This is a genomic window from Serratia sp. UGAL515B_01 (assembly GCF_033095805.1).
In the GTDB taxonomy this organism is placed as follows: Bacteria; Pseudomonadota; Gammaproteobacteria; order Enterobacterales; family Enterobacteriaceae; genus Chania.
Map to the genome: position 1 here is coordinate 85,452 of NZ_CP109901.1, position 26,057 is coordinate 111,508.

The following is a 26,057-nucleotide window of genomic DNA, read 5'->3' on the forward strand; positions in this document are numbered from 1 at the left end:
GCGTCAACTTCCTAGTTTTGTTTAGTGGGGGCTGCGTCTGATGCGGCCATGGAGTCTGCAAAGGCTTGGCCCATTCGGGTTACGCTACCGCTGTTCAACTGTGGAGCAAACTGTATGCTGCCAGGCTTGAACAGGTTGATTACCGTGGACCCAAGTTTGAAGCGCCCCATTTCTTGGCCTTTGTCCAGTTGAATTGCGCCTTCCATGCCTTCCGCAGGGTAGGTCCAGCGTTTGATGATCCCTTCACGCGGTGGTGTGACGGTTCCCGCCCATACCGTTTCTATACTGCCTACAATAGTGGCACCGACCAGGATCTGCACCATCGGCCCGAAGTTGGTATCAAACAGACAGATGACACGTTCATTGCGTGCGAAAAGATTGGGTACATTTGCAGCGGTTAGTGGGTTTACCGAGAACAGATCGCCGGGTACGTAAATCATTTCGCGCAGAATACCGTCACAGGGCATATGGACGCGGTGATAGTCACGGGGTGCCAGATAAGTCGTAGCAAACAGACCGTGACGGAATTGCTCGGCCAATTGATGGTTGCCCGCTAACAAGGCCTCGAGCGTGTAATGGTGCCCTTTTGCCTGAAAAATCTGATAGTCATCAATTGAACCAAGCTGGCTGATGGTGCCATCGGCGGGTAAGGTCAAGATGTTAGGATCTTCTACGATAGGGCGGGTGCCGTCACGCAAAGGACGAACGAAAAAATCGTTGAACGTCGCGTAAGACGCTGGGTCCGGGTTCTGGGCTTCTTGCATTTCAACGCGATAATAACGAACGAAAGCTTTTACTACCAGTCGCGTCAGCCAGCCTGCCTTTTTTTCAGCTCCCCAACCTGCGAGATGAGTGAGTGCCGGTTTTGGCAGCCAGTACTGTAATTTAATCTTGATGCTATCCAGCATGTTAACCTCTTGAAAGGATGTTTCCGTTATCTCTTAAGCTGTGTTGCTGCCACAGGCAACTCGGGGTATGACGGGTATAAAGGGTGAAGGTTGACAGTAATCGCTACCAATGTCCCCATATTGAATCAGTTGCCCGTTTCTGGATAGTTTTTGCGGGTTTTAACCTGTGCCATACTCTCCAGAATGCGGTGGTAATTGTCGAAACGTTCTTTCGCTATTGCGCCACTTTCCACTGCCGCACGAATGGCGCAACCAGGATCGGTTGCGTGGCTGCAATCACGAAATTTACAGCCACCCAGATAGTTGCGAAATTCTTTATAGGCACGGGTGATTTGTTCTGGTTCCAGGTGCCACAGACCAAATTCACGCACGCCCGGAGAATCGATCACATCTCCGCCATGCTGGAAATGATAAAGCCGAGCGGCTGTGGTGGTATGTTGCCCCAAACCAGAAACGTCGGACACTTCGTTTACCAAAATTTGCTTTTCTGTCGCTGGTAACAAGGCGTTCAATAGGCTGGATTTCCCTACGCCAGATTGACCAGCAAAGATGCTGATACGGTCTGCGAGCGCTTGTTCAAATGCTGCCATTCCTTCGCGAGTTTGGCTGGAAACTTCAAGGACGCGATAACCAATATGGCGATAGATATCCATCATCCCATCAACCAACTTGCGTGCTTCATTGTCCAGCAAATCGATTTTGTTGAGGACAATCAGAGGTTCGACTTCCAGTGTTTCACAAGCGACAAGATAGCGATCGATCATATTGAGTGAAAGTTCAGGCAAAATTGCCGAAACAATGACGATTTGATCGATGTTGGCGGCAATCGGTTTAACACCGTCGTAGAAATCAGGACGGTTCAGTACTGAGGTTCGTGGGTGTACTGCTTCAACGATGCCTTTGACGCCTTCATGCGTGCCGACGCCAGGGCGCCATACCACACGATCGCCGGTAACCAGCGAGCGCAGAGTACGACGGATATTGCAGCGATGCAGTGTGCCGTCTGTGGCTTCAACGTCTGCATGCATACCGAAACGGCTGATGACGATCCCGTCCTGTGGTTCGCCCAATTGGGAATCATCCAGTTCCGGCTTATTGTCAGTGCGCTTGAGGCGACGCTGGTGGTTCGCCTGCACGCGGCGTTGCTGACCTTTGGACAGTTTGTTCTTAGTCACTGAGCCTCACTTGAATAGGCTGTTGTAGCCAATGCTCTTTCAAACAGCAGTATTTTTACTGCCTGACTACCACTTGAAATCCACTGGGTAATGTCGCTCGGTGCGAGCAAAAACGCTATGATACACGCTATCTTATATTAAATAACCGTTGTTAGCCGCATGTATACTCGCGTTGGCTGCGTTGTTGCCTACGCTTTGTTCCTCTTTCGGCTTTTATGCAGGAGATATCATGACAGAAAACGAAAATAACCTGATTTGGATCGATCTGGAAATGACAGGGTTGGACCCTGAACGCGATCGTATTATCGAGATTGCCACGTTGGTAACCGATGCTAATTTGAATATCCTTGCCGAAGGCCCAGTGATTGCAGTACATCAATCTGATGAGCAGTTGGCGCTGATGGACGACTGGAATGTGCGTACGCATACCGGTAGCGGATTGGTGAAGCGTGTTAAAGCCAGTCAGTTTGATGAACGAGCGGCTGAACTGGCGACGATTGCCTTCCTACAAGCGTGGGTACCCGCAGGTAAGTCCCCTATCTGCGGTAATAGTGTTGGCCAGGATCGCCGTTTTCTGTTCCGCTATATGCCACTGTTAGAAACTTATTTCCATTATCGCTATCTTGATGTCAGCACCCTGAAAGAGTTGGTGCGCCGCTGGAAACCGGAAATACTTCCTGGTTTCAAGAAACAGGGGACTCACCAGGCGTTGGATGATATCCGTGAATCAGTGGCTGAGTTGGCATACTACCGTGAGCACTTTATTCAGCTGTAGTCACAATTAAGGGCACAGTCTAATATCAGATGCTGTGGCCCTTAGCAGCGAGAGAACATCAGGTTGGCGTTTAATTCATCATTTCGCTGCATAAAGCAGCGTTCAAACAAAAAACGTGTTTTTTTGCTTTCAGGGGCTTGCGGCAAAAAGGATTTCTCGTATAATGCGCACCCCGTACCGATGAAGAATTTCATTTTTTAAACCATCGATACGCCGGGCGGGAATAGCTCAGTTGGTAGAGCACGACCTTGCCAAGGTCGGGGTCGCGAGTTCGAGTCTCGTTTCCCGCTCCAAATTCAACAATGCTTATTTTGTGGCATAATGAATAAAATGCAGTAAATTAATACCCATACGACGCGGGAATAGCTCAGTTGGTAGAGCACGACCTTGCCAAGGTCGGGGTCGCGAGTTCGAGTCTCGTTTCCCGCTCCAAAAATTTCAAAGGCCATGCTGTAACTTTTTGGCCAGGTGCTTTAGCGCATCTCAATGCGGGAATAGCTCAGTTGGTAGAGCACGACCTTGCCAAGGTCGGGGTCGCGAGTTCGAGTCTCGTTTCCCGCTCCAATTTTCTCTTCAGAGAATCTTCACTCTAACGCCACACATGGCGTGGTTTTTACTTTGATTGCAAATACTCAGAAATGATGTTGTAAACAGACTTATCCACAGTTTCTGTACATAACCTCTGCAGCCAAAAGAAATAAAACCGCACAAACAATCTCATTATCTCATTGATAAAAAACAATATTTTTTTATTAAAAAACGTTACCCCGATCACTTGCTCTTTTTTTTGAGGTTGAAAGACAACACATTTTTATTTTTATGCACAAATCCACAGAGAGTATTGAGCATGTGAATTATTGGCCTGCTATTGGCTTCAAGCATCTCTGGGTAATCCTTTTTCTACTGCTCGAATCAAGCGTTTTTGCTGTGCTGTTTGTACCTCAACCCCCAATGCCTCGCGTCGCGTAAGTTGCTGTGTCAATGCCCAGGAGATGTGTTCATCCAACATCGTGTTCTGGCCTTGTTGTGTTCGTAATGCGATGACAATGTGGTCCATATAGGGGGCGTTACCGAGTGCAACGGCAATATTACGCAACCACCGCTGATGTCCAATACGACGAATGGCAGAGCCTTCTGTTATGCGAAGGAATTTTTCCTCGCTCCAACTGAACAACTCAATCAATTGTGGTGCGTGCAACGCGTTACGCGGGCTGAAGTCATGTTCGTCCGTTAATTGCGAGAACCGATTCCAAGGGCAAATGAGCTGGCAATCGTCACAACCATAGATACGATTACCTATCAGAGAACGAAACTCCTCCGGGATAACGTCTTCCAGCTCGATGGTGAGATAGGAAATGCAGCGACGTGCGTCCACGGTGTATGGCGCGACTATTGCGCCAGTTGGGCATGTCGTGATGCAGGCGACGCATCGGCCACATTGTTCTTCTTGCGGTTTATCTACTGGCAAGGGGAGGTCTATAAGCAACTCCCCTAGAAAAAACCAGGAACCCGCTTCGCGATTGAGTAAAAGTGAGTGTTTACCAACCCAACCAATTCCTGCTTTCGAAGCCAGTGCACGTTCCATAATAGGGGCTGAATCCACAAAGGGACGGAAATTGAGTTCACCACAATAGGTTTGAATCTGGTCACCAAGCTTTTTTAGCCGTTGGCGTAACAACTTGTGATAATCACGTCCGAGCGCATAGCGGCTTATATAACCCAGCTCAGGGTTTTTCAGCGTGCTAGCGAACGCCGCTTTGGCGGGCAGATAGTTCATGCGTACACTGATGACTCGTAAAGTACCTGGCAACAGTTCATGTGGCCGTGCGCGAAGCATACCGTGACGTGCCATCCATTCCATTTCGCCGTGATACTGCTTATCCAGCCATGCCTGTAATTTCGGCTCTTCTGCGCTAAGGTCCGTATCGCAGATGCCGACTTGCTGGAATCCTAGCGATTGCCCCCATTGCTTGATATGTTGAGCGAGTTGATTAAGGTCGAGAGGGTGTGTCATGACGAGCCATTGTGAGAAAGAGTACTGCTCCAGTTTACCACACTCTGTCTGGCCTGCGGATTGGCTTAGGCAAGTTGAACCCGTAGCCGCAGCTTCGCTCGGTATCTCTTTGTACGCGTTGATGCTGCGTGCAGGTGCCGCAGCCTATGCTTTAGCGCGCGATCGCTATCCCAGCTGTCGTCATTGGTTGGTACTGTGTGGGCACGGTAATAACGGTGGCGATGGTTATGTTGTTGCTCGGTTAGCTGCTGAGGCAGGAACCAAAGTGACCGTCATCGCTTGTGAAAGGAGCCGTTCATTGCCTCCAGAAGTCGCGACTGCACGGCAAATCTGGTTGGAAAGTGGGGGTGAAATTCTGCCTGCCAACAGCCGTTGGCCTGAAGATATAGACCTGATCATCGATGGCCTACTCGGTACTGGATTAGAGGCTGCGCCGAGAGCGCCCTATGAGGTATTAATTGAAATGGTTAATCGGAGCAGTGCTCCGGTCATTTCCGTTGATATCCCTTCTGGCCTACAGGCTGAAACCGGGGTAGCACTCGGAGCTGTGGTGCGCGCTACCCATACTCTGACCTTTATTGCCCTCAAACCTGGATTGTTAACCGGCCAAGCACGGGACTGGGTAGGGCAACTTCATTATAGTGCACTAGGATTAGCAGACTGGTTGGCAACACAACCACCACAAATTCAGCGTATTACCGGTACTGATTTAGGCAAGTGGCTGAAACCGCGCCGTCCTTGCTCTCATAAAGGGGAGCATGGTCGATTATTGCTGGTTGGCGGAGATCATGGTTTTGGCGGAGCGATACGGTTGGCTGCGGAGGCTGCGTTACGCAGTGGTGCAGGATTGGTGCGAGTGCTTACTCACATTGAGCATGTCGGGCCGTTGCTGACCGCCAGGCCAGAATTGATGGTACAGCCTCTAAATGATAATACTTTGCAGCACGCTGTTGAGTGGGCTGATGTCATCGTTGTCGGTCCAGGTCTTGGCCAAGGCGATTGGGGAAATAATGCGTTGAAACTGCTGCAAACCAGTGATAAACCGGCATTATGGGATGCTGATGCACTTAACTTACTGGCATTACATCCTGAGAAGCGTCAGAATCGAGTACTCACTCCACATCCCGGAGAAGCCGCACGATTATTGAACTGCCGCACAGCTGATATTGAAAGTGATCGCTTACTTGCAGCGCGTAGGTTGGTAGAGCAATACGGGGGGGTTGTGGTGCTGAAGGGCGCGGGAAGCCTGATTGCGGGTCAGCATGGCGAGTTGGCTATCGCCGATGTTGGCAACGCTGGTATGGCTTCCGGTGGTATGGGGGATGTGTTGTCGGGTATTATCGGTGGTTTGTTGGCGCAAAAGTGCTCGTTGTATGATGCTGCCTGTGCAGGCTGTGTTGTTCACGGCGCTGCAGCAGACTATGTGGCAGAAAAGCAGGGAACAAGAGGGTTACTGGCAAGCGATTTGCTGCAGGTGATCCCCCATTACGTTAATCCAGAGTTGGCAAAATAGATATTATCGAATGAAAGAACTTGTTTTACCTCTACCGGATGAGGCAGCGACGGTCACTCTAGGTGCTTCCTTGGCAAAATTGTGCGATCGCGCCAGCGTGATTTACCTTTATGGTGATTTAGGTGCGGGTAAAACCACCTTTAGCCGCGGCTTTTTGCAGGCGTTGGGTCATGTGGGCAATGTAAAAAGCCCCACATACACCTTGGTTGAGCCTTATGCATTACATCCCTTAGCGGTATATCACTTTGACTTGTATCGGCTAGCCGATCCAGAAGAACTCGAATTTATGGGGATCCGCGATTATTTTGCACATGATGCCATTTGCCTAGTGGAATGGCCGCAGCAGGGCGTCGGTATACTACCTGCTCCCGATCTGGAACTGCATCTCAGCTACCATGATGAAGGCCGGTGTGCGAAGCTCCAAGCTGTTTCCGCCTATGGCAGCCAGCTTTTAGATCGCATCCATGAGCGACAAGGATAACGCAGCAATGATGTATAGGTTAAGAAAGCTTGTTGTTATTGCTTTGCTGATGCTACTTTGGGGTCCCTTTGGCGCTTTTGCAGCCTCGTCATTGGCCGATATCAAAGTGACTAATGCCCAGAACGAGGCAACGGTCTTGGTAAGTTTCAATGGGCCCCCAGCCTACGCTTTCTTCTCATTACATACGCCAGAACGGGTTATTCTGGATGTCAACCAAAGTGCTACGGTTGGTGGTTTACCGCTGAATTTCAGCGGTAAGAATCTTGTAAAGGGCATTCGTTCCAGTAAACCAAAGGATGCCCAGAGTGTGAGGTTGGTGTTTGACCTGACCAAGCGCTCAAAAACCCGCGCAGTAACACGTCAGGATGGCACGACGTACACGGTAGTATTCACCATAACCGCTGAAGTGGGTACGCCCACCAATACCGTACGTAAGTCATCCGCCACTGCATCAGTGGCTAGCAAACCGGCGCATAGAACACCGGTAACGCAGAGTGGTTCTAATCCTTTTACTAATAAGGCCGCTGTATCTGGTACGGCAAGCGAAGTCACGCCCCGAAGCGCTCGAGTTTCTAGCGGCTCTGGCGATCGCGTCGTTGTGGCGATAGATGCTGGGCACGGTGGGCAAGATCCCGGAGCCATCGGGCCCAGCGGTCTAAAAGAGAAGAATGTGACCATTGGTATTGCGCACCGGCTAAGAAGCTTGCTGGACAAGGACCCAATGTTTAAACCGGTGATGACGCGTACCGGGGATTACTTTATTTCGGTCATGGGACGTTCTGATGTCGCGCGTAAGCAAGGTGCTAACGTGTTGGTTTCCATCCATGCTGATGCCGCGCCTAATCCTAGTGCCAATGGTGCTTCAGTTTGGGTACTCTCTAATCGGCGTGCTAATAGCGAAATGGCGGGGTGGTTGGAGCAACACGAGAAACAGTCTGAGCTACTGGGTGGTGCGGGTGACTTGTTGGCTAATAGCCAGGCCGATCCTTATCTGAGTCAGGCAGTACTCGATCTGCAATTCGGTCATTCCCAACGCGTCGGTTATGACGTGGCGGTAAAAGTATTACAACAGTTACAAAAAGTGGGTTCGTTGCACAAACGCCGCCCGGAACACGCCAGCCTTGGCGTGCTGCGTTCACCGGATATTCCATCGCTGCTGGTGGAAACAGGATTTATCAGTAACAGCACGGAGGAGCGGCTGCTAGGCAGTAGCGCGTATCAGGATAAAATTGCACAGGCGATCCACAATGGCTTGCGCAGTTATTTCCTGGCACATCCGCTACAAGCCGACCCAAAGGTGGAAAACCATTCGTTGGAGGCCGCAGCGGCGGTTAAACCCACAACACAAGAATTGAAACAACGCGTGTCTGGGAGTTATTCGAATAATAACAGCCTAGCGAAAACGCAGATCCATGTGGTCAAGCCGTCTGAAACGCTTTCCGGAATTGCCGACAGCTATGGCATCAGTATGGCAACGTTACGCGATCTGAATAAACTCAAGAAAGACGGTATATGGGTTGGTCAACGCTTGAAAGTACCTGCTGGGAAAAATAAAGAGGGTCCGGCTGAGGGCAAGGTGAAAAAAACCATGCCAACTAGGTACAAAGTGACGCATGGTGATACGCTGTCATCCATCGCTGCTCATTATGGTGTGAGCGTTAAGGATCTAAAACGTGTTAACAATTTAAAGTCGGATGTTGCGCCTTTGGATCGGACGCTGATGATTCCGCAGACTTGAAGCACTAACCAGAGGGTTCCACATGCCTATCCAGGTGTTACCACCACAGCTCGCTAATCAGATCGCTGCCGGAGAAGTGGTTGAACGGCCTGCGTCGGTAGTGAAAGAACTGGTAGAAAACAGTTTGGATGCTGGAGCAACGCGTATTGATATTGATATTGAGCGTGGTGGCGCCAAACTGATTCGTATCCGAGATAACGGATGTGGGATTGGCAAATCGGATCTGGCTTTGGCGCTGGCACGCCATGCAACCAGTAAAATCAGCACGCTCGATGATCTGGAAGCTATCCTTAGTCTAGGTTTTCGCGGCGAGGCATTAGCCAGTATCAGTTCTGTTTCACGCCTAGTGCTGACTTCGCGTACAACTGAGCAGAATGAAGCGTGGCAAGCTTACGCGGAAGGACGTGATCAGGAGGTAACCGTCAAACCTGCGGCGCATCCGGTGGGCTGTACGGTCGAAGTGCTCGATCTGTTTTACAACACGCCCGCAAGACGCAAATTTATGCGCACGGAAAAAACCGAATTTGGCCATATTGATGAAATAGTGCGACGTATTGCGCTTGCGCGTTTCGACGTAGTTATCAACCTGAGCCATAATGGAAAACTGATGCGTCAGTACCGTGCAGCCAAAGATGAAAGCCAGCATGTGCGGCGTCTGGCCAGCATCTGCGGCCCTGCCTTTTTACAACATGCCCTCGCAGTTTCCTGGCAGCACGGCGATCTGAGCATTCGTGGGTGGGTGGCCGATCCTCAAGGGGCTAGCCAACTTGGCGAAATTCAATATTGTTACGTCAACAGCCGGATGATGCGTGATCGTCTGATCAACCATGCTATTCGGCAGGCTTATCAGGATCAGTTAAAAGCCGATCAACAGCCCGCCTATGTTCTTTATTTGGAAGTAGACCCACACCAGGTTGATGTGAATGTTCATCCAGCCAAGCATGAGGTGCGTTTTCATCAGGCACGTTTGGTACATGATTTTATTTATCAGGCGGTGACAACCGTATTACAACAGGCCGGCAATGTGCCATTGCCGCTGGCAGAAGAAACCACACAAGAATCCCCAGCCTGGCAACCGGAAAACCGTGTTGCTGCAGGGGGGAACCACTTCTCACAACCGGCGCCGAAGCTTGAACGGCAAGCTACCATGCTTTCTTCTGTTCGTGAAAGTAAGCCGCAGCCTCCTTATCAGGCGGGTAGTGGCTACCAAAAGCGTGAGGGGGAGCTTTACGGTAAATTGTTACAGGCTGTGCCAATAGCAGAAGTGCCAACTGAAAAAGTTAAACAACCACTGTCTGCGCCGGTTAATACCTTGCAAGACCCGCCTTTGGCGGGCAGTGAACACAGTTTTGGCCGTGTGCTTATGATTTATCCGCCTTGTTATGCCTTGCTTGAACAACGCCAACAATTGGCTCTGCTCAATTTACCTATCGCCGAACGTTGGTTGCGGCAGGCACAATTGTGTCCAACGGAAGAGGGATTAAAACCACAGCCATTACTCATCCCGATTAAGTTAACTTTGGACAAAAATGAAACCGCAGCCTGTGTGCACCACCAACCTCTTTTGATGAAAATGGGTTTGGAATTGCAATTAGATCATGGACGGGTGACGTTGCGTGCTGTGCCTTTACCATTACGGCAGCAAAATTTACAAAAATTGATCCCTGAGCTGTTAGGCTATCTTGCGGAACATCAGGATATTTCGCCTATTGCTTTGGCCGTTTGGTTAGCAAGCCATTTAGGCAGCGAGCATGAGTTGTGGAACAGTTCTCAAGCAATACAACTACTGACCGATGTTGAACGACTTTGTCCACAGTTGGTTAAATCTCCACCTGGCGACCTTTTGCAACCCGTTGATTTTAAAGATGCACTGGCAGCTTTCAAGCATGATTGAAACTGAAATGATATACCGCCCTCCGGCTATTTTTATCATGGGGCCAACGGCTTCAGGCAAGACCGCCTTGGCGATGACACTGCTACAGCATTTACCTGTCGAATTGATTAGTGTCGACTCTGCGCTGATTTACCGTGGTATGGATATTGGCACCGCCAAACCGACAGCCGAGGAGTTGGCCCTAGCGCCTCACCGGCTGATTGATATTCGCGATCCTGTCGATGTTTATTCTGCGGCGGATTTCCGTACTGATGCGTTGAAGGAGATGGCCGAGATTACTGCCGCAGGCCGTATTCCGTTGCTTGTCGGCGGCACCATGCTTTATTTCAAGGCGTTACTCGAAGGATTATCACCCTTACCGTCTGCCGATCCGGTGGTGCGTGAACAGATTGAACGGCAAGCGTTACAGCAAGGATGGGAGTCAGTGCATCGTCAATTGCAGCAGATCGACCCTGTTGCTGCACTACGAATTCACCCAAATGATCCGCAGAGACTGACCAGAGCACTGGAAGTTTTTTTAATTTCGGGTAACACTTTAACGGAACTGACTAAAATTTCGGGTGAATCGTTACCGTACCGCGTTCATCAATTTGCGATAGCGCCTGTCAGCCGTGAGGTGTTACACCAACGTATCGAACTGCGGTTCAATCAGATGTTGGCTGCGGGTTTTGAAACGGAAGCGCGAGCGCTTTTTGTACGGGGAGATTTGCATACGGATTTGCCTTCCATTCGCTGTGTCGGTTATCGCCAGATGTGGTCATATTTGTCTGGCGAAATTAGTTACGATGAGATGGTTTATCGTGGTATTTGCGCAACACGTCAGTTGGCCAAACGCCAAATGACTTGGTTACGGGGTTGGGAGTCGGTTCATTGGTTGGACAGTGACAAACCTGAAGAGGCTTTAGACTCGGTAATACAGGTTGTTAGTGCATAGGTTGAGTGATTGTGTACAATTGATGAGTATTCAGCGCGCAAATTTTTAGGTCGTTTATTTTAGAACCGATAGGTTCTTAGTTATATACAACAAACAAATAAGGAAAAGATAGAATGGCTAAGGGGCAATCTTTGCAAGATCCGTTCCTGAACGCATTGCGTCGTGAACGTGTTCCGGTTTCTATTTATTTGGTAAATGGTATTAAACTGCAAGGCCAGATTGAGTCTTTTGACCAGTTTGTCATCCTGTTAAAAAATACGGTGAGCCAGATGGTTTATAAGCACGCTATCTCTACCGTAGTCCCATCACGCCCTGTATCGCACCATAGCAACAATCCGAGCGGAGGCACCAGTAATTATCACCATGCTAACAATTCGTCTGCGCCACAACAGCCGCAGCAGGAAAGCGATGACACTGAATAAAGTGCGTTGCGCGTTAACCATGGCGGAGAGCATAAGCAGCAATGTGCTGTTTATGCTCCCCAAACTCACGGTTTGTGTCCGTTTGAGAGGTTGCACGCTTGTTTGACCGTTACGAAGCCGGTGAGCAGGCCGTGCTGGTTCATATCTATTTCTCACAAGATAAAGATACGGAAGATCTCAGCGAATTCGAGTCGTTGGTGTCCTCTGCGGGAGTCGAAGCTTTGCAAGTGGTTACTGGTAGCCGCAAATCACCTCATCCCAAATACTTTGTCGGTGAAGGAAAGGCCGCAGAAATTGCAGATGCGGTAAAGTCCACTGGCGCATCTGTTGTCCTGTTCGATCATTCCCTCTCCCCAGCGCAGGAGAGAAATCTTGAACGCCTGTGTGAGTGTCGGGTGATCGACCGCACCGGATTGATTCTAGATATTTTTGCCCAGCGTGCCCGCACCCATGAAGGCAAGTTGCAGGTTGAATTGGCTCAGTTGCGTCATATTGCAACCCGGCTGGTTCGTGGTTGGACGCATCTTGAGCGTCAAAAGGGGGGGATTGGTCTGCGGGGGCCAGGAGAAACCCAGTTAGAAACTGACCGCCGTTTGCTGCGAGATCGCATAAGTTTAATTCTTAAGCGTCTTGAGAAGGTAGAGAAGCAGCGTGAACAAGGACGGCGTGCGCGTACTCGTGCCGATGTACCTACCGTATCGCTGGTGGGCTATACCAACGCCGGCAAGTCAACTCTGTTTAATCGAATTACGTCTGCCGAGGTTTATGCGGCAGACCAGTTATTTGCCACCTTAGACCCCACGCTACGTCGTATTGATGTAGCTGATGTAGGTGATACCGTGTTGGCGGACACCGTAGGCTTTATTCGGCACCTGCCGCATGATCTTGTCGCCGCGTTTAAAGCAACGCTGCAGGAGACGCGTCAGGCCTCTTTGCTATTACATGTGATCGACGCTGCTGATACGCGGCTGGATGAGAACATTGAAGCAGTGAATACCGTACTGGCAGAAATTGAGTCAGATGAAATCCCTACGCTGTTAGTCATGAACAAAATAGATATGCTGGATGATTTTGTCCCGCGTATAGATCGCAACGATGAAAATTTACCGATCCGAGTGTGGCTGTCTGCGGCTAGCGGCGAAGGTATCCCGTTGCTATTTCAGGCGTTGACGGAGCGCTTATCGGGGGAAATAGCGCATTATGAATTGCGTTTACCACCCGAGGCGGGCCGTCTTCGTAGCCGTTTTTATCAGCTTCAGGCAATAGAGAAAGAGTGGAATGAAGACGACGGCAGTATCGGTGTGGTAGTGCGTATGCCGATCGTGGAGTGGCGTCGCCTCTGTAAACAGGAACAAGAGCTGATTAACTTTATCGTATGATCATATACTGTTACATTTAGTCGTTCTGCTTAATAACCGAATAGGTTATACCCGATGGACCTGATTATGCAGATAGGTGAACACCGAGGTAATTCTCAGCGGTTTGGTTAACTAAGCTGCTGAGTTGAGCAAAGGAAGCTGGCATCTTTGTGTTTTAAACGACCAAGGGTAAAGCGTTAGCCTGAAGTACCCAATCACAGAATAATGGAGCTAAAACATGGCGTGGAATCAGCCCGGTAATAACGGACAGGACCGCGACCCGTGGGGGAGCAGCAATAATAATGGCGGCAACTCTGGCGGTAACAACAAAGGTGGTCGCGATCAAGGTCCACCTGATTTGGACGATATCTTCCGTAAGCTGAGCAAGAAATTGAGCAGTTTGGGCGGTGGCAAGGGTTCCAATAGTAATAACAGCGGTGGCTCCGGTTCAAACGGGCCTAACTTTAGTGGTCGAATTTTTGGTATTGCAGCGGTTGCTGTGGTGGTGATCTGGGCTGCCAGCGGCTTCTACACCATTAAAGAAGCCGAGCGTGGGGTCGTTACCCGTTTTGGTAAGCTTAGCCACTTGGTACAGCCAGGATTGAACTGGAAACCCACGTTTATTGATGAAGTGCGCCCGGTTAACGTAGAGTCCGTACGTGAGCTGGCAGCGTCAGGTGTCATGCTGACTTCTGACGAAAACGTGGTACGTGTAGAAATGAACGTGCAATATCGCGTTACCGACCCTGCAGCCTATTTGTTTAGCGTGACCGATGCCAACGACAGTCTGCGGCAGGCTACTGATAGCGCCTTACGTGGTGTTATCGGCAAATACACTATGGACAAGATCCTGACGGAAGGCCGTACTATTGTGCGTAGTGATACTCAGCGTGTACTGGAGGAAACCATTCGTCCGTACAAAATGGGTATTACGCTGCTGGACGTTAACTTCCAGGCTGCGCGCCCACCGGAAGAGGTGAAAGCAGCGTTCGATGATGCGATTGCTGCACGTGAAAACGAACAGCAATACATCCGTGAAGCAGAAGCTTATGCCAACGAAGTTCAGCCACGAGCGAATGGTCAGGCACAACGTTTGCTGGAAGATGCCAGAGCGTATCAGGCACGTACCGTTTTGGAAGCTCAGGGTGAAGTCGCTCGTTTTGCCAAACTGCTGCCGGAATACAAGTCTGCGCCGGAAATTACCCGTGAGCGCCTGTATATCGAAACCATGGAGAAAGTCCTGAGCCATACCCGTAAGGTGTTGGTGAATGATAAGGGCAATAATAATCTGATGGTATTACCACTGGATCAGATGCTGCGTGGTCAGGCCGGTAAATCGGCTACCGAAGGCAGTAAAGATACCAGCCTGATTCGTCTCAACCCAGCTTCACCTGCTAGCACAACGGCAGATAAGAGCTCGAGCAGCACCAGCGGCAGTTCGATGATGGACCAACGCCGGGCAAATGCGCAGCGTAGCGACAATACTCGCGTAGGGAGAGAATAATCAATGCGTAAGTCTTTTATAGTTATCGTCGCTGTGGTGCTGGTAGCCCTCTATACCTCACTGTTTGTAGTACAAGAAGGTGAGCGTGGCATTGTGCTGCGTTTCGGCAAGGTACTGCGCGACAACGAAAATAAACCACGAGTTTATTCGCCAGGTCTTCACTTCAAGATCCCTTTCATTGAAACAGTGAAGACGCTGGATGCTCGTATTCAGACTATGGATAACCAGGCCGACCGCTTTGTAACCAGCGAGAAAAAAGACCTGATTGTTGACTCTTATCTGAAATGGCGTATCAGTGATTTTAGCCGCTACTATCTGGCAACCGGTGGTGGCGATGTTTCTCAGGCAGAAGTGCTGTTGAAACGTAAGTTCAGTGACCGCTTGCGTTCCGAGATTGGTCGTTTAGACGTGAGAGATATTGTCACCGATTCACGTGGCCGCCTGATGTCAGATGTCCGTGACGCGCTGAATACCGGTACTGTAGGTGACGGTGAGGAAGTCGCCACCACAGAAGCTGATGATGCGATTGCTTCTGCTGCGGCGCGTGTTGAACAGGAAACCACAGGCAAAAGGCCGCAGGTTAACCCGAACAGTATGGCGGCACTAGGTATTGAAGTTGTTGACGTGCGTATCAAACAGATCAACCTGCCTGCTGAAGTGTCGGACGCAATCTTCCAGCGTATGCGTGCAGAACGTGAGGCCGTAGCTCGTCGTCACCGTTCGCAAGGGCAGGAAGAAGCTGAAAAGCTGCGTGCAACAGCAGACTACGAAGTAACACGTACTTTGGCTGAAGCAGAGCGCCAGGCGCGTATTACCCGTGGTGCTGGAGATGCTGAAGCTGCAAAACTGTTTGCTGCAGCCTTTAGTGAGGACCCGGATTTCTATGCTTTCATCCGTAGTCTGCGTGCCTATGAGACCAGCTTTGGTCCAGGCAATCAGGATGTATTGGTATTGAGCCCGGACAGTGATTTCTTCCGCTACATGAAGACGCCTGAACCGACGCACAACAGATAACGTCAGCATAATGCTACTCGATGGCTTTAAGTTTTATAGGCTGAGCATAAGGGTATACAGGGTCCGTTAAGCGGGCCCTTTCTTTTATGGGGTAAAAATGAATTCAACGATCTGGCTTGCGCTCGGACTGGTTTTGGTGCTTGAGGGATTAGGGCCAATGCTGTTTCCACAGGCGTGGCGGAAAATGATCCGGGCAATGACACAATTACCCGATCCAACATTACGGCGTTTTGGTGGTGCATTAGTAGTTGCAGGCTGCGTTATCTACTACATGTTGCGTAGTCGCACGGGGGGCTAAACTTTAGTCGAAAAAGTACATAGTCGTAGGCTAAAAGTGCTGAAACTCGAGAATTACGATGGTAGAATCCATTTTTAAGCAATCGGTGATTTTAAAATGGGTAAGAACGTCGTCGTACTGGGCACCCAATGGGGTGACGAAGGTAAGGGTAAGGTCGTAGACCTGCTGACTGAACGGGCTCAATATGTTGTGCGCTACCAAGGTGGCCATAACGCTGGCCACACTCTGGTTATCAACGGTGAAAAAACCGTTCTTCATTTAATTCCTTCAGGTATCTTGCGTGAAAACGTAACCAGCATCATCGGCAACGGTGTTGTTCTGGCACCGGACGCATTGATGAAAGAAATGGGTGAGCTCGAATCGCGCGGCATCCCGGTACGCGAACGCCTGTTGCTCTCTGAAGCCTGTCCACTAATCCTGCCATACCACGTTGCATTGGATAATGCGCGTGAGAAAGCACGAGGTGCCAAAGCGATCGGCACTACTGGCCGTGGTATTGGCCCGGCCTATGAAGATAAAGTAGCCCGCCGTGGTCTGCGTGTTGGTGATTTGTTCGACAAGGAAACCTTTGCCGTCAAACTTAAAGAAATCATCGACTACCATAACTTCCAATTGGTTAACTACTACAAAGTTGATGCTGTCGATTATCAGACGACGCTTGACTATGTATTGTCGATTGCCGACATCCTGACAGCGATGGTTGTAGACGTTGCTGAATTGTTGGACGGTGCGCGCAAACGTGGTGACCTGATCATGTTTGAAGGGGCGCAAGGTACGCTGTTGGATATCGATCACGGTACCTATCCGTATGTTACCTCCTCCAACACCACTGCTGGTGGCGTAGCAACGGGTTCAGGTATTGGCCCACGGTATGTGGACTATGTTCTGGGCATTGTGAAAGCCTACTCTACACGCGTAGGTGCGGGCCCATTCCCAACCGAACTGTTTGATGAGATCGGCGAGTATCTTTGCAAGCAAGGTAATGAGTTCGGTGCAACCACTGGCCGCCGCCGTCGTACCGGCTGGCTGGACGTGGTCGCTGTACGCCGCGCCGTACAAATCAACTCGTTGTCTGGTTTCTGCCTGACTAAACTGGATGTCCTGGATGGTTTGAAAGAAGTGAAGATCTGTGTGGGGTATCGTATGCCGGATGGTCGTGAAATGACCACAACTCCATTGGCAGCTGAAGGTTGGGAAGGTATCGAGCCTATTTACGAGACAATGCCTGGCTGGAGCGAAACAACTTTTGGTGTAAAAGAACACAGTAAATTGCCGCAAGCAGCGCTGAACTACATCAAGCGTATTGAAGAACTGACGGGAATACCGATAGATATCATTTCAACGGGCCCAGATCGCAGCGAAACCATGATCCTGCGCGATCCGTTCGACGCATAATCTGCGGGTAGCTACCGTCATATACTCTAAATAATTCGAGTTGCTTGTAGCGACCCGGAAGGGGTGAAGCCCATGGAAGGGCTGAGTAACCAACGCAGCTAACACTTATGCCACTTGAAGTATGACGAGCATAAAATAAACCGGGCGTTGTCCCGGTTTATTACGCTGATCTATTCTCCCTGAATGCCATTTCACCTAAAAAATCCTTCCATTGAGCTGGCTTAACGTCTTCCATACGCTAAATAATTAGCTGCCAGCTCTCTGGCTGGTTTATTATCTCATGAGACATCCAACGAATATCGCTGAGAGTCTGTATTTTATGCTCTAAATAATTCGGATTGTATGATGAGCATAGACGGATAAGCTGGTATCTAGAGGTAAACGTGCAGTTAACAAGTTTTACTGATTATGGCTTGCGGGCGTTGATCTACCTGGCATCATTGCCAGCGGACAAAATGACCAGTATCTCTGAAGTTACTGAGGTGTTCGGTGTTTCACGTAATCATATGGTAAAAATTATCAACCAATTGAGCCGTGATGGTTTTATTACTGCTGTTAGAGGTAAAAACGGCGGTATTCGGTTGGGGAAAGCGGCCAAGACTATCCGTCTTGGCGATGTAGTGCGCGCATTGGAACCACTTTCGTTGGTCAATTGCAGCAACGATTTTTGCCATATTACCCCCGCCTGTCGCCTGAAGCCTGTGCTCCGGCAGGCTGTACATAATTTCCTTGAAGAGCTGGATAACCATACTCTGGCCGAGATGGTTGAAGATAATCCACCGCTCTACAAGCTTTTGCTTGTCTAATAACGTGTTACTGAGAAGACAAAGCTCAGCGACACCCTGCTGATGACAACGGAGGAACCTCAATGTCAAAAGATCCATTCCTGGAACGAGAAGCAGAAAAATATGAATCCCCGATCCCCAGTCGTGAGTTTATCCTGGCCCATTTGGCGAATCGCGAAACACCAGCCAGCCGAGAAGAATTGAGTCATGAGCTTAATCTGTCTGGCGAAGAGCAGCTGGAGGCATTACGCCGCCGTCTGCGTGCAATGGAACGAGATGGCCAGCTAGTCTTTACCCGTCGCCAGTGTTATGCGTTACCAGAACGTTTGGACTTGTTGCGCGGTACGGTGATAGGTCACCGTGATGGCTATGGTTTCCTACGTATTGATGGCCGTAAAGACGATCTCTATCTTTCTGCTGAACAAATGAAAATGGCCATCCACGGTGATGTGGTCCTGGCTCAGCCTTTGGGAGAGGACCGTAAAGGTCGCCGTGAAGCACGAATTGTGCGTGTTCTGGTGCCAAAAACCAGCCAGATTGTTGGCCGTTTCTTCACCGATGCAGGCACCGGTTTTGTGGTGCCTGATGATAGCCGCCTGAGTTTCGATATTCTGATCCCCGCTGACTCGGTGAGCGGTGCACGCATGGGTTATATGGTGGTTGTCGAACTGACCCAACGTCCGACGCGGCGTACCAAAGCCGTTGGCAAGATTGTGGAAGTATTGGGTGATAAGATGGGGACCAGCATGGCGGTAGATATTGCCCTACGCACCCATGAAATCCCTCATACCTGGCCACAACAGGTGGAAAAGCAGGTTGCTGATCTCAGCGAACATGTCCCCGAAGCTGCCAAGAAAGGTCGAGTTGACCTGCGAGATTTACCGCTGGTTACCATCGACGGTGAAGATGCCCGTGACTTCGACGATGCGGTGTACTGTGAGAAAAAACGTGGTGGTGGTTGGCGTCTGTGGGTAGCAATCGCTGATGTTAGCTACTATGTTCGTCCACGGACTGCATTGGACGATGAGGCTCGTGGCCGTGGTACATCAGTCTATTTCCCTTCAGAAGTTGTCCCGATGTTGCCGGAGGTGCTCTCCAACGGGCTATGCTCACTTAACCCGCAGGTAGATCGTCTGTGTATGGTGTGTGAGATGACCATCTCTGCTCAAGGCCGTCTCTCCTCTTACAAATTCTATGAAGCGGTGATGAGTTCTCATGCGCGGTTAACCTATACCAAAGTTTGGCATATCCTTCAGGGCGATCAGGAATTGAGAGAGCAATACCAGCCGCTGGTTAAACATCTACAAGAGCTGCATGCACTCTATAAAGTCCTGGATCAGGCCCGTGCCGAACGTGGTGGTATTGCCTTCGAAACCGAAGAAGCCAAATTTATCTTTAACGCTGAACGTCGCATTGAGCGTGTTGAACCCACGATTCGTAACGATGCCCATAAATTGATCGAAGAATGCATGATTATGGCGAACGTTGCGGCTGCAAGGTTTGTTGAAAAACACAGTGAGCCAGCGCTGTTCCGTGTCCACGATCGTCCAAGTGACGATCACATTTCTGCACTACGCAGCGTATTGAATGAACTGGGGTTGACCTTAGGTGGTGGTTTGAAACCACAACCGAAGGATTACGCCACGCTGATGGATGAAGTGTCTGAACGCCCAGACCGTGAAATGCTGCAAACGATGTTGCTGCGTTCAATGAAACAGGCGATCTACGATCCGGAAAACCGGGGGCACTTTGGTCTGGCGTTGGCTTCTTATGGCCATTTTACTTCACCAATCCGTCGTTACCCGGACCTGTCATTACACCGTGCTATCAAATATGTACTGGCGAAAGAGCACGGCACACCGCCTGAGCGCTGGACGCCGACCGGAGGCTGGCACAGTGATTTTGAGGAAATGCTGCAACTGGGTGCTCACTGCTCAATGACTGAGCGTCGTGCGGACGAAGCTACCCGTAACGTTGCTGATTGGCTGAAGTGCGACTTCATGCAGGATCACGTCGGTGAAGTATTTAGCGGTATTATTGCCAGCGTGACCGGTTTTGGTTTCTTCGTACGTTTGAACGATTTGTTTATTGATGGTTTGGTACATGTCTCTTCGTTGGATAATGATTACTATCGCTACGATAACATTGGCCAGCGTTTGATCGGTGAATCTTCAGGCATGGTCTATCGCTTGGGTGACACGGTGGAAATTCGTGTTGATGCCGTGCATATGGACGAACGTAAGATCGACTTTGCGTTGATTTCCAGCACTCGTAAGCCCCGTGGTGAAGGTAAAACCGAGCGTGAGCGTGCCAAAAATGGAGGCCAGCGCAAACTGCGTGACGGAGCTGGCACAGGGCGGAGCCAGGCTCAGCGTAAACGTCGTGGCGGTAAACAGCCAGCCAACTTTGAACCTGACAGCGCCTTTCGCAAAGAGGCAGCCAAGCCAACAGATAAGGTGAAAAAAGACAAAAAGGCGAAAGCTAAGAAAGTGTCTGATAAAACCAAAAAGATAGCTGCGGCTGCCAAAGCTAAGCGTGCCAGCAAGAAGAAAGGTACGGAACAGGGCTAACCTGCCGTAGATTATTATCCTCGGCTGGGAAATTCCTGGCCGCACAGTTTAAAGAGCATCATGAGCGAAATTATTTACGGTATTCACGCCGTCAAGGCCCTGTTAGAACGTGACCCTCAGCGCTTCCTTGAAGTGTTTATTCTCAAGGGCCGTGACGATCGCCGCCTGCAACCGTTAATTGCGGAGTTGGAAGCTACCGGGATTGTTATCCAGGTTGCGAATAGGCAATGGTTGGATGAGAAAGTAGAGGGGGCTGTCCATCAGGGCATTATTGCGCGCGTACGCGAAGGTAAGCAGTATCAGGAGAACGACCTGCCTAGCTTACTGGAAAGTGTCGATACGCCATTTTTGCTGGTGCTAGACGGTGTGACTGACCCCCATAACCTCGGGGCTTGCCTGCGTAGTGCTGATGCAGCTGGTGTGCACGCCGTGATCGTTCCGCGCGATCGCTCTGCTCAGTTGAATGCAACGGCGAAAAAAGTTGCCTGCGGCGCGGCTGAAAATGTTCCGCTGATCCGCGTAACCAATCTGGCCCGCACGCTGCGTCTGCTGCAAGAGATGAATATTTGGGTAGTGGGAACCGCCGGTGAAGCAGATCATACGCTGTATCAAAGCAAAATGACTGGCCCTATGGCGCTGGTTATGGGGGCTGAAGGTGAAGGTATGCGGCGTTTGACCCGGGAACATTGTGATGAGCTGATCAGCATTCCAATGGCAGGAACCGTTTCTTCCTTGAATGTCTCGGTTGCTACCGGGATTTGTCTGTTCGAAGCGGTGCGTCAGCGTAGCTGACAGTATTATGCAGGGGTGGAAGTTGTCATCCCTGTGGATAGCCCATGCCCCATCTCCGGTAAAATCTTTTTTACGACCATAATAATCCCTGAAGCTTTAATCAGGGCGTGACACCTGCAGCGAAATACAGCATTTGCCGTCTCGGGGTTCCATTTATCGCTGAGGCTATGGAGATTCTGGGTGGCATCGGCTATTGCGAAGAAAGTGAGTTGCCACGGCTTTATCGCGAGATGCCGGTTAACAGCATTTGGGTGGGGGCTGGCAACATTATGTGTCCTGATATGATGCGTAGTCTGCATAAAGTGCCAAGGGCACTTGAGCCGTTACAGCATGAACTATTGCCGGTACGTGGCCAAAATCGTTTGTTTGATCGCGTTTGGCGGCAATCGCAGCAGGGTATGAGCCAGCCACGCGAAGAGATGGGACGTTTGTTAACTGAACAGTTATTCTACCTATGCTGTGCTGCTCAGTAGTTGCAGCACAGTAGTCCACCGATTGGTGAAGCGTGGTGTCATTTAACGTTGGATTATCGTGGAGAGGCTGTTCTGCCTGATATCGTGAGCGATACATTACTAGACCGTGCTGTTGGCGCGTAAGCAGGCATTGGTACCGACTGGCATTGTCCAGGTGATACCGAAGGAGATGTTAATGATTGAAATGCACCATGAGCATGCAGGTGAGATAGCGATTATTCATGCCGTTCCCGCTGGGCATTACGAGAAACCGTTGCCAACGCTCTTTTTCTACCACGGTTATACCTCGTCAAAAGAGGTTTATGCCTGCTTTGCCTATGCCTTGGCAAAGGTTGGTTTTCGTGTTGTATTGCCAGACTGCAAGATGCATGGGGAACGTTTTAATGGCGATGAGAAGCTGCGACTCAGCCATTTCTGGGAGATACTCCAGAGTAACATTGATGAGTTACCATCAATCAAGGAACACTTTGAACAGAGAGGATTGATCGCCGGAGAACGTATCGGCGTTGCGGGAGCATCCATGGGAGGGATGACTACCCTGGGGGCTTTTACCCGCTACCCCTGGATAAAATCTGCTGCTTCTCTTATGGGCTCAGGGGATTTTACTTCTTTGGCGCAGACCTTGTATCCACCTTTAGACATACAAGGCCAACCATTGGATAAAACCACTTTCGCCGCACGTATTGCGCCTTTGTCGGTTTATGAAGTTGCTCATCGTTGGGAAAGTTTTGCGGGTCGGCCTCTGCTATTGTGGCATGGTGAAGCTGACGATGTTGTTCCTGCTGTGGAAAGTGAGCGATTGGTTACAGCACTTCATCAGCGTGGGTTAGATCAACATCTGATTTATGTTACTGAACCCGATGTTCGGCATCGCATTACGCCAGGTGCATTGAACGCGACGGCCACCTTTTTCCAGCGCTCGCTATAAAATCGAAGAGCGTGGGTGTATTGTTCCAAGAGTGTCTCTTAACTGTCCGTAGCGCCGTCGAACCCCTTCCGGGATGGAACCATTGGCGCGTTGCTCGCCGTTTTATTGGGTCCGCCAAACCTCACGCTTTGCCCTGAGCGTAAATGACCGCCAGCTGCGCGCTCGCGCGACACCCTAAAGCAACTTATGCATAACCTCGAATAAATCCCAGTCAGGCCTTGAGTTTCCTGCCTTGCGCAAGTATGATGACGCGTCATTTTTTCAGCCGCACACATACACACGTTCCTTGCTTCCATGGGCCGCGGTTGACCCTGACAGGAGGCTGAATAATCCGTAAGGAGCAATTCGATGCGTCATTACGAAATCGTTTTTATGGTCCATCCTGACCAAAGCGAACAGGTTCCGGGCATGATCGAGCGTTACAGTGCTACCATCACTAACGCGCAAGGTCAGATTCACCGTCTGGAAGACTGGGGCCGCCGTCAGCTGGCTTATCCGATCAACAAACTGCATAAAGCTCACTACGTTCTGCTGAACGTTGAAGCTCCGCAGGAAGCGATCGATGAGCTGGAAACTAACTTCCGCTTCAACGACGCCGTTATCCGCAGCATGGTTATGCGCGTTAAGCACGCGGTAACTGAAGCATCTCCGATGGTTAAAGCCAAAGACGAACGTCGTGGCGATCGCCGCGATGATTTCGCTAGCGAAACCGCAGATGATGATGTTGGGGATTCTGAAGAGTAATTGCCACTGTGACGGCTAATCGTCTGGTGTTATCAGGCACAGTGTGCAAAACACCTGTTCGAAAAGTGAGTCCGTCCGGTATACCCCACTGCCAATTCGTGCTTGAGCACCGATCAACGCATATGGAAGCCGGATTCAGCAGACAAGCATGGTGCAGAATGCCCGTGGTTGTCAGCGGACAGCAGTCACAAGCTTTAACTCAAAGATTAACGGTCGGCAGTCAGGTTACCGTTCAAGGCTTTGTTAGCAGCCATCAAGGGCGCAACGGGTTGAACAAACTGGTCCTGCATGCCGAGCAGATTGAATTGATAGATTCTGGAGACTAGCCAAATGGCACGTTATTTCCGTCGTCGCAAGTTCTGCCGTTTCACCGCGGAAGGCGTTCAAGAGATTGACTATAAAGACATCGCTACGCTGAAAAACTACATCACCGAGAGTGGTAAAATTGTCCCGAGCCGTATCACCGGTACTCGTGCAAAGTATCAGCGCCAGCTGGCCCGTGCTATCAAGCGCGCGCGCTACCTGTCTTTGTTGCCGTACACTGATCGTCATCAGTAATCGGCCACTGTCCATTAACGACTTTGAGAGGATAAGGTAATGCAAGTTATTCTGCTTGATAAAGTAGCAAACCTGGGCAGCCTGGGTGATCAAGTTAGCGTTAAAGCGGGTTATGCCCGTAACTTCTTGGTACCACAGGGCAAAGCTGTTCCTGCTACCAAGAAAAACGTTGAGTTCTTCGAAGCACGCCGTGCCGAACTGGAAGCCAAACTGGCTGACGTTCTGGCCGCAGCGATTGCTCGTGCAGCCAAGATCAACGAACTCGGTTCAGTAACCATCTCGTCTAAAGCAGGCGACGAAGGTAAACTGTTCGGCTCTATCGGTACCCGTGACATCTCTGACGCAGTGACTGCGGCAGGTGTTGAAGTTGCCAAGAGTGAAGTTCGTCTGCCGAATGGCGTTCTGCGTACTACTGGCGAGCACGAAGTGCAGTTCCAGGTACACAGCGACGTGTTCGCGCAGCTGAATGTAGTTGTGGTTGCAGAAGCTTAATCGGCTTTTGCCAACCCAGTTAAAACGCCAGCCTCGTGCTGGCGTTTTGCTTTTCAACGTCTGGTGAATCGCGTTATTCTGTGGTCATCTTTTGGCAAGGAGAGGCGAAAATGGCAAAAATCAGCTTACAGCGAGTTTACGATTTCAGTGCCCCTGCTCCGGAGCATTGCTATTTGATTGACCGGCTTTGGCCGCGTGGAGTCAGTAAAGAAAGATTGCAAGGCGTAGTGTGGTTGAAACAGGTTGCGCCAGATAATGGATTGCGCCAATGGTTTCACCTGTATACCGATCGGTGGGATGAGTTTGAACTGCGCTATCGACAGCAATTAGTGGGGAATGCTGCCTGGCAGCCGCTGGTTGCGTTGTTGCAGCAAGGTGAGTCACTCACTCTGTTATATGGCAGCAAGGACACACAGCGCAATCAAGGGGTTGTCCTGCGTGATTTTTTGCAGGAGCAAGCTAAGCGCTAGCGGACTCGACGGTAGCTGCCGTCTGTCTGACGGCGGAACAAAACCTCATTGCCATCCCTTGTTGTAATAGAGAGTGCACTAATTACGCCGTTATTATTCTGTTGAATGCGGACTTCCTGCCCGGCTTTTAAGTTACTGAGTGGTTTTTTGCTTCCCTCGATCTGCGCCATAGCAAAAACCTCGTTAACCGGCAGGTCGTGGTCGCGGAACAATTGCGCCAAAGTCTGGCCTGCCTGTACTTTATAGCGTTGCCAATTACCGCCTTCAGACGGTTTTGAGCGGTATTGCTGGCCATGACTCAGTAATAATGGAATCGAACTCTCCTTGCTGCTTAACGTAAGCGAGCGCGGCACGTTATCGCCTGAGTATGGCCATAACAGTGAAAGAAGCAGAATAGTGCCAAAAATAATTACCCAACGGCGATGGGAATAGGGCAAAGGCTCCATCCAGTGGAAGTCGTCAGGCAAGTGCCATATCTTCAGCAATAAAGTTTTGAGCACCTGCCTTTTACCACCTTGCAGCGGTGGCGGTAAATATGACACCCCAGTCATCTCATGTTCTTCCGGCGCAGGTTCTGGCTTTAAACGTTGGCTTAAATTTAGCCAGGTGCGCTGCAGTGTCTGGTAGACTGGGGCGGCTTTCCTTTTCCTGGGCGCGATCCTGCCCATTGTGACCTCTCTTCAACTGCGTGAAATTGCTATTGTATATAGCCGAGTTACTCCAAGTTGCAAGTGGGCGACAACTGAGCAAAGGCAGTTAACACCGCTGCTGTTTGAAGAGTGACGGATATAAAATGGTGTATCGTCTACTCACAATATTATT

At 50.2% G+C, this 26,057-nt stretch carries 25 protein-coding genes, 3 tRNA genes and 1 pseudogene; 25 read left to right on the forward strand and 4 right to left on the reverse strand.

Annotated features, from left to right (window positions below; all coding sequences use genetic code 11):
- Positions 1 to 11: 11 nt before the first annotated feature.
- Positions 12 to 908, reverse strand: coding sequence for an archaetidylserine decarboxylase (gene asd, locus OK023_RS00665; protein ID WP_317694271.1), 897 nt, complete (start codon positions 906 to 908; stop codon positions 12 to 14).
- A 125-nt stretch (positions 909 to 1,033) separates the two neighbouring features.
- The gene (gene rsgA / locus OK023_RS00670) at positions 1,034 to 2,083 is read right to left on the reverse strand and encodes a small ribosomal subunit biogenesis GTPase RsgA (protein ID WP_317694272.1); all 1,050 of its coding nucleotides are present in this window, start codon (positions 2,081 to 2,083) and stop codon (positions 1,034 to 1,036) included.
- Positions 2,084 to 2,312: 229 nt separating this feature from the next.
- Between rsgA and orn the strand changes: the two genes are divergently transcribed.
- The 4 genes from orn to OK023_RS00690 all read left to right on the forward strand — a co-directional run bounded on the left by orn (position 2,313) and on the right by OK023_RS00690 (position 3,422).
- Positions 2,313 to 2,858, forward strand: a complete 546-nt coding sequence (orn, locus tag OK023_RS00675; RefSeq protein WP_317694273.1) for an oligoribonuclease — start codon at positions 2,313 to 2,315, stop codon at positions 2,856 to 2,858.
- A 217-nt stretch (positions 2,859 to 3,075) separates the two neighbouring features.
- Positions 3,076 to 3,151, forward strand: a tRNA-Gly gene (locus OK023_RS00680).
- Between the two features lie 63 nt (positions 3,152 to 3,214).
- Positions 3,215 to 3,290 (forward strand) — tRNA-Gly (locus OK023_RS00685).
- 56 nt (positions 3,291 to 3,346) lie between these two features.
- A tRNA-Gly gene (locus tag OK023_RS00690) sits at positions 3,347 to 3,422 on the forward strand.
- Between the two features lie 310 nt (positions 3,423 to 3,732).
- On the opposite strand, the gene queG is transcribed toward OK023_RS00690, so the two are convergent.
- Complete coding sequence (queG, locus tag OK023_RS00695) at positions 3,733 to 4,872, reverse strand: tRNA epoxyqueuosine(34) reductase QueG (protein ID WP_317694274.1); 1,140 nt, start codon at positions 4,870 to 4,872, stop codon at positions 3,733 to 3,735.
- On the opposite strand from queG, the gene nnr reads away from it, so the two are divergent.
- The 21 genes and pseudogenes from nnr (at position 4,871) to OK023_RS00800 (ending at position 25,235) form a co-directional block, all read left to right on the forward strand.
- Positions 4,871 to 6,385: a bifunctional ADP-dependent NAD(P)H-hydrate dehydratase/NAD(P)H-hydrate epimerase gene (gene nnr / locus OK023_RS00700; protein ID WP_317694275.1), complete on the forward strand. Its 1,515-nt coding sequence runs from the start codon at positions 4,871 to 4,873 to the stop codon at positions 6,383 to 6,385. The genes queG and nnr overlap by 2 nt on opposite strands.
- 10 nt (positions 6,386 to 6,395) lie before the next feature.
- A complete protein-coding gene (tsaE, locus tag OK023_RS00705; RefSeq protein ID WP_317694276.1) occupies positions 6,396 to 6,866 on the forward strand; it encodes a tRNA (adenosine(37)-N6)-threonylcarbamoyltransferase complex ATPase subunit type 1 TsaE in 471 nt (156 codons plus the stop codon).
- Between the two features lie 7 nt (positions 6,867 to 6,873).
- Positions 6,874 to 8,604, forward strand: coding sequence for an N-acetylmuramoyl-L-alanine amidase AmiB (gene amiB, locus OK023_RS00710; RefSeq protein WP_317694277.1), 1,731 nt, complete (start codon positions 6,874 to 6,876; stop codon positions 8,602 to 8,604).
- 22 nt (positions 8,605 to 8,626) lie between these two features.
- Positions 8,627 to 10,498: a DNA mismatch repair endonuclease MutL gene (mutL, locus tag OK023_RS00715; protein ID WP_317694278.1), complete on the forward strand. Its 1,872-nt coding sequence runs from the start codon at positions 8,627 to 8,629 to the stop codon at positions 10,496 to 10,498.
- A complete protein-coding gene (miaA, locus tag OK023_RS00720) occupies positions 10,491 to 11,432 on the forward strand; it encodes a tRNA (adenosine(37)-N6)-dimethylallyltransferase MiaA (RefSeq protein ID WP_317694279.1) in 942 nt (313 codons plus the stop codon). The genes mutL and miaA overlap by 8 nt, the downstream gene beginning before the upstream one ends.
- 113 nt (positions 11,433 to 11,545) lie before the next feature.
- On the forward strand, positions 11,546 to 11,854 hold the full coding sequence (gene hfq, locus OK023_RS00725) for an RNA chaperone Hfq (protein WP_317694280.1): 309 nt from the start codon (positions 11,546 to 11,548) through the stop codon (positions 11,852 to 11,854).
- A gap of 98 nt (positions 11,855 to 11,952) precedes the next feature.
- Complete coding sequence (gene hflX / locus OK023_RS00730; protein WP_317694282.1) at positions 11,953 to 13,233, forward strand: ribosome rescue GTPase HflX; 1,281 nt, start codon at positions 11,953 to 11,955, stop codon at positions 13,231 to 13,233.
- Positions 13,234 to 13,450: 217 nt separating this feature from the next.
- Entirely contained in the window at positions 13,451 to 14,716 is a 1,266-nt protein-coding gene (hflK, locus tag OK023_RS00735; protein ID WP_317694283.1) for an FtsH protease activity modulator HflK, read from the forward strand.
- Between the two features lie 3 nt (positions 14,717 to 14,719).
- A complete protein-coding gene (gene hflC, locus OK023_RS00740) occupies positions 14,720 to 15,730 on the forward strand; it encodes a protease modulator HflC (protein WP_317694284.1) in 1,011 nt (336 codons plus the stop codon).
- 97 nt (positions 15,731 to 15,827) lie between these two features.
- The gene (locus OK023_RS00745) at positions 15,828 to 16,028 is read left to right on the forward strand and encodes a DUF2065 domain-containing protein (RefSeq protein ID WP_317694285.1); all 201 of its coding nucleotides are present in this window, start codon (positions 15,828 to 15,830) and stop codon (positions 16,026 to 16,028) included.
- 96 nt (positions 16,029 to 16,124) lie between these two features.
- Positions 16,125 to 17,423 carry an adenylosuccinate synthase gene (locus tag OK023_RS00750; protein ID WP_317694286.1) on the forward strand — a complete coding sequence of 433 codons (1,299 nt, stop codon included), beginning with the start codon at positions 16,125 to 16,127 and terminating at the stop codon, positions 17,421 to 17,423.
- A gap of 383 nt (positions 17,424 to 17,806) precedes the next feature.
- Positions 17,807 to 18,229 carry a nitric oxide-sensing transcriptional repressor NsrR gene (gene nsrR, locus OK023_RS00755; RefSeq protein ID WP_317694287.1) on the forward strand — a complete coding sequence of 141 codons (423 nt, stop codon included), beginning with the start codon at positions 17,807 to 17,809 and terminating at the stop codon, positions 18,227 to 18,229.
- Positions 18,230 to 18,291: 62 nt separating this feature from the next.
- Positions 18,292 to 20,778 (forward strand): ribonuclease R, encoded by a 2,487-nt coding sequence (gene rnr / locus OK023_RS00760; protein ID WP_317694288.1) that lies wholly within the window; start codon positions 18,292 to 18,294, stop codon positions 20,776 to 20,778.
- Between the two features lie 60 nt (positions 20,779 to 20,838).
- On the forward strand, positions 20,839 to 21,570 hold the full coding sequence (gene rlmB / locus OK023_RS00765) for a 23S rRNA (guanosine(2251)-2'-O)-methyltransferase RlmB (protein ID WP_317694289.1): 732 nt from the start codon (positions 20,839 to 20,841) through the stop codon (positions 21,568 to 21,570).
- Positions 21,571 to 21,665: 95 nt separating this feature from the next.
- Positions 21,666 to 22,166, forward strand: a pseudogene (locus OK023_RS00770) (acyl-CoA dehydrogenase family protein); the annotation flags it as partial.
- Positions 22,167 to 22,218: 52 nt separating this feature from the next.
- Positions 22,219 to 22,971, forward strand: a complete 753-nt coding sequence (gene yjfP, locus OK023_RS00775; RefSeq protein ID WP_317694290.1) for an esterase — start codon at positions 22,219 to 22,221, stop codon at positions 22,969 to 22,971.
- Positions 22,972 to 23,319: 348 nt separating this feature from the next.
- Entirely contained in the window at positions 23,320 to 23,715 is a 396-nt protein-coding gene (rpsF, locus tag OK023_RS00780) for a 30S ribosomal protein S6 (RefSeq protein ID WP_317694291.1), read from the forward strand.
- Between the two features lie 8 nt (positions 23,716 to 23,723).
- Complete coding sequence (gene priB / locus OK023_RS00785) at positions 23,724 to 24,041, forward strand: primosomal replication protein N (protein ID WP_317694292.1); 318 nt, start codon at positions 23,724 to 23,726, stop codon at positions 24,039 to 24,041.
- Between the two features lie 4 nt (positions 24,042 to 24,045).
- Positions 24,046 to 24,273 (forward strand): 30S ribosomal protein S18, encoded by a 228-nt coding sequence (rpsR, locus tag OK023_RS00790; RefSeq protein ID WP_000135199.1) that lies wholly within the window; start codon positions 24,046 to 24,048, stop codon positions 24,271 to 24,273.
- 39 nt (positions 24,274 to 24,312) lie between these two features.
- The gene (gene rplI, locus OK023_RS00795; protein WP_317694293.1) at positions 24,313 to 24,765 is read left to right on the forward strand and encodes a 50S ribosomal protein L9; all 453 of its coding nucleotides are present in this window, start codon (positions 24,313 to 24,315) and stop codon (positions 24,763 to 24,765) included.
- A gap of 110 nt (positions 24,766 to 24,875) precedes the next feature.
- Positions 24,876 to 25,235, forward strand: a complete 360-nt coding sequence (locus tag OK023_RS00800; protein WP_317694294.1) for a DUF488 domain-containing protein — start codon at positions 24,876 to 24,878, stop codon at positions 25,233 to 25,235.
- On the opposite strand, the gene OK023_RS00805 is transcribed toward OK023_RS00800, so the two are convergent.
- The gene (locus tag OK023_RS00805) at positions 25,232 to 25,903 is read right to left on the reverse strand and encodes an OapA family protein (protein WP_317694295.1); all 672 of its coding nucleotides are present in this window, start codon (positions 25,901 to 25,903) and stop codon (positions 25,232 to 25,234) included. The genes OK023_RS00800 and OK023_RS00805 overlap by 4 nt on opposite strands.
- Positions 25,904 to 26,057 lie beyond the last annotated feature (154 nt).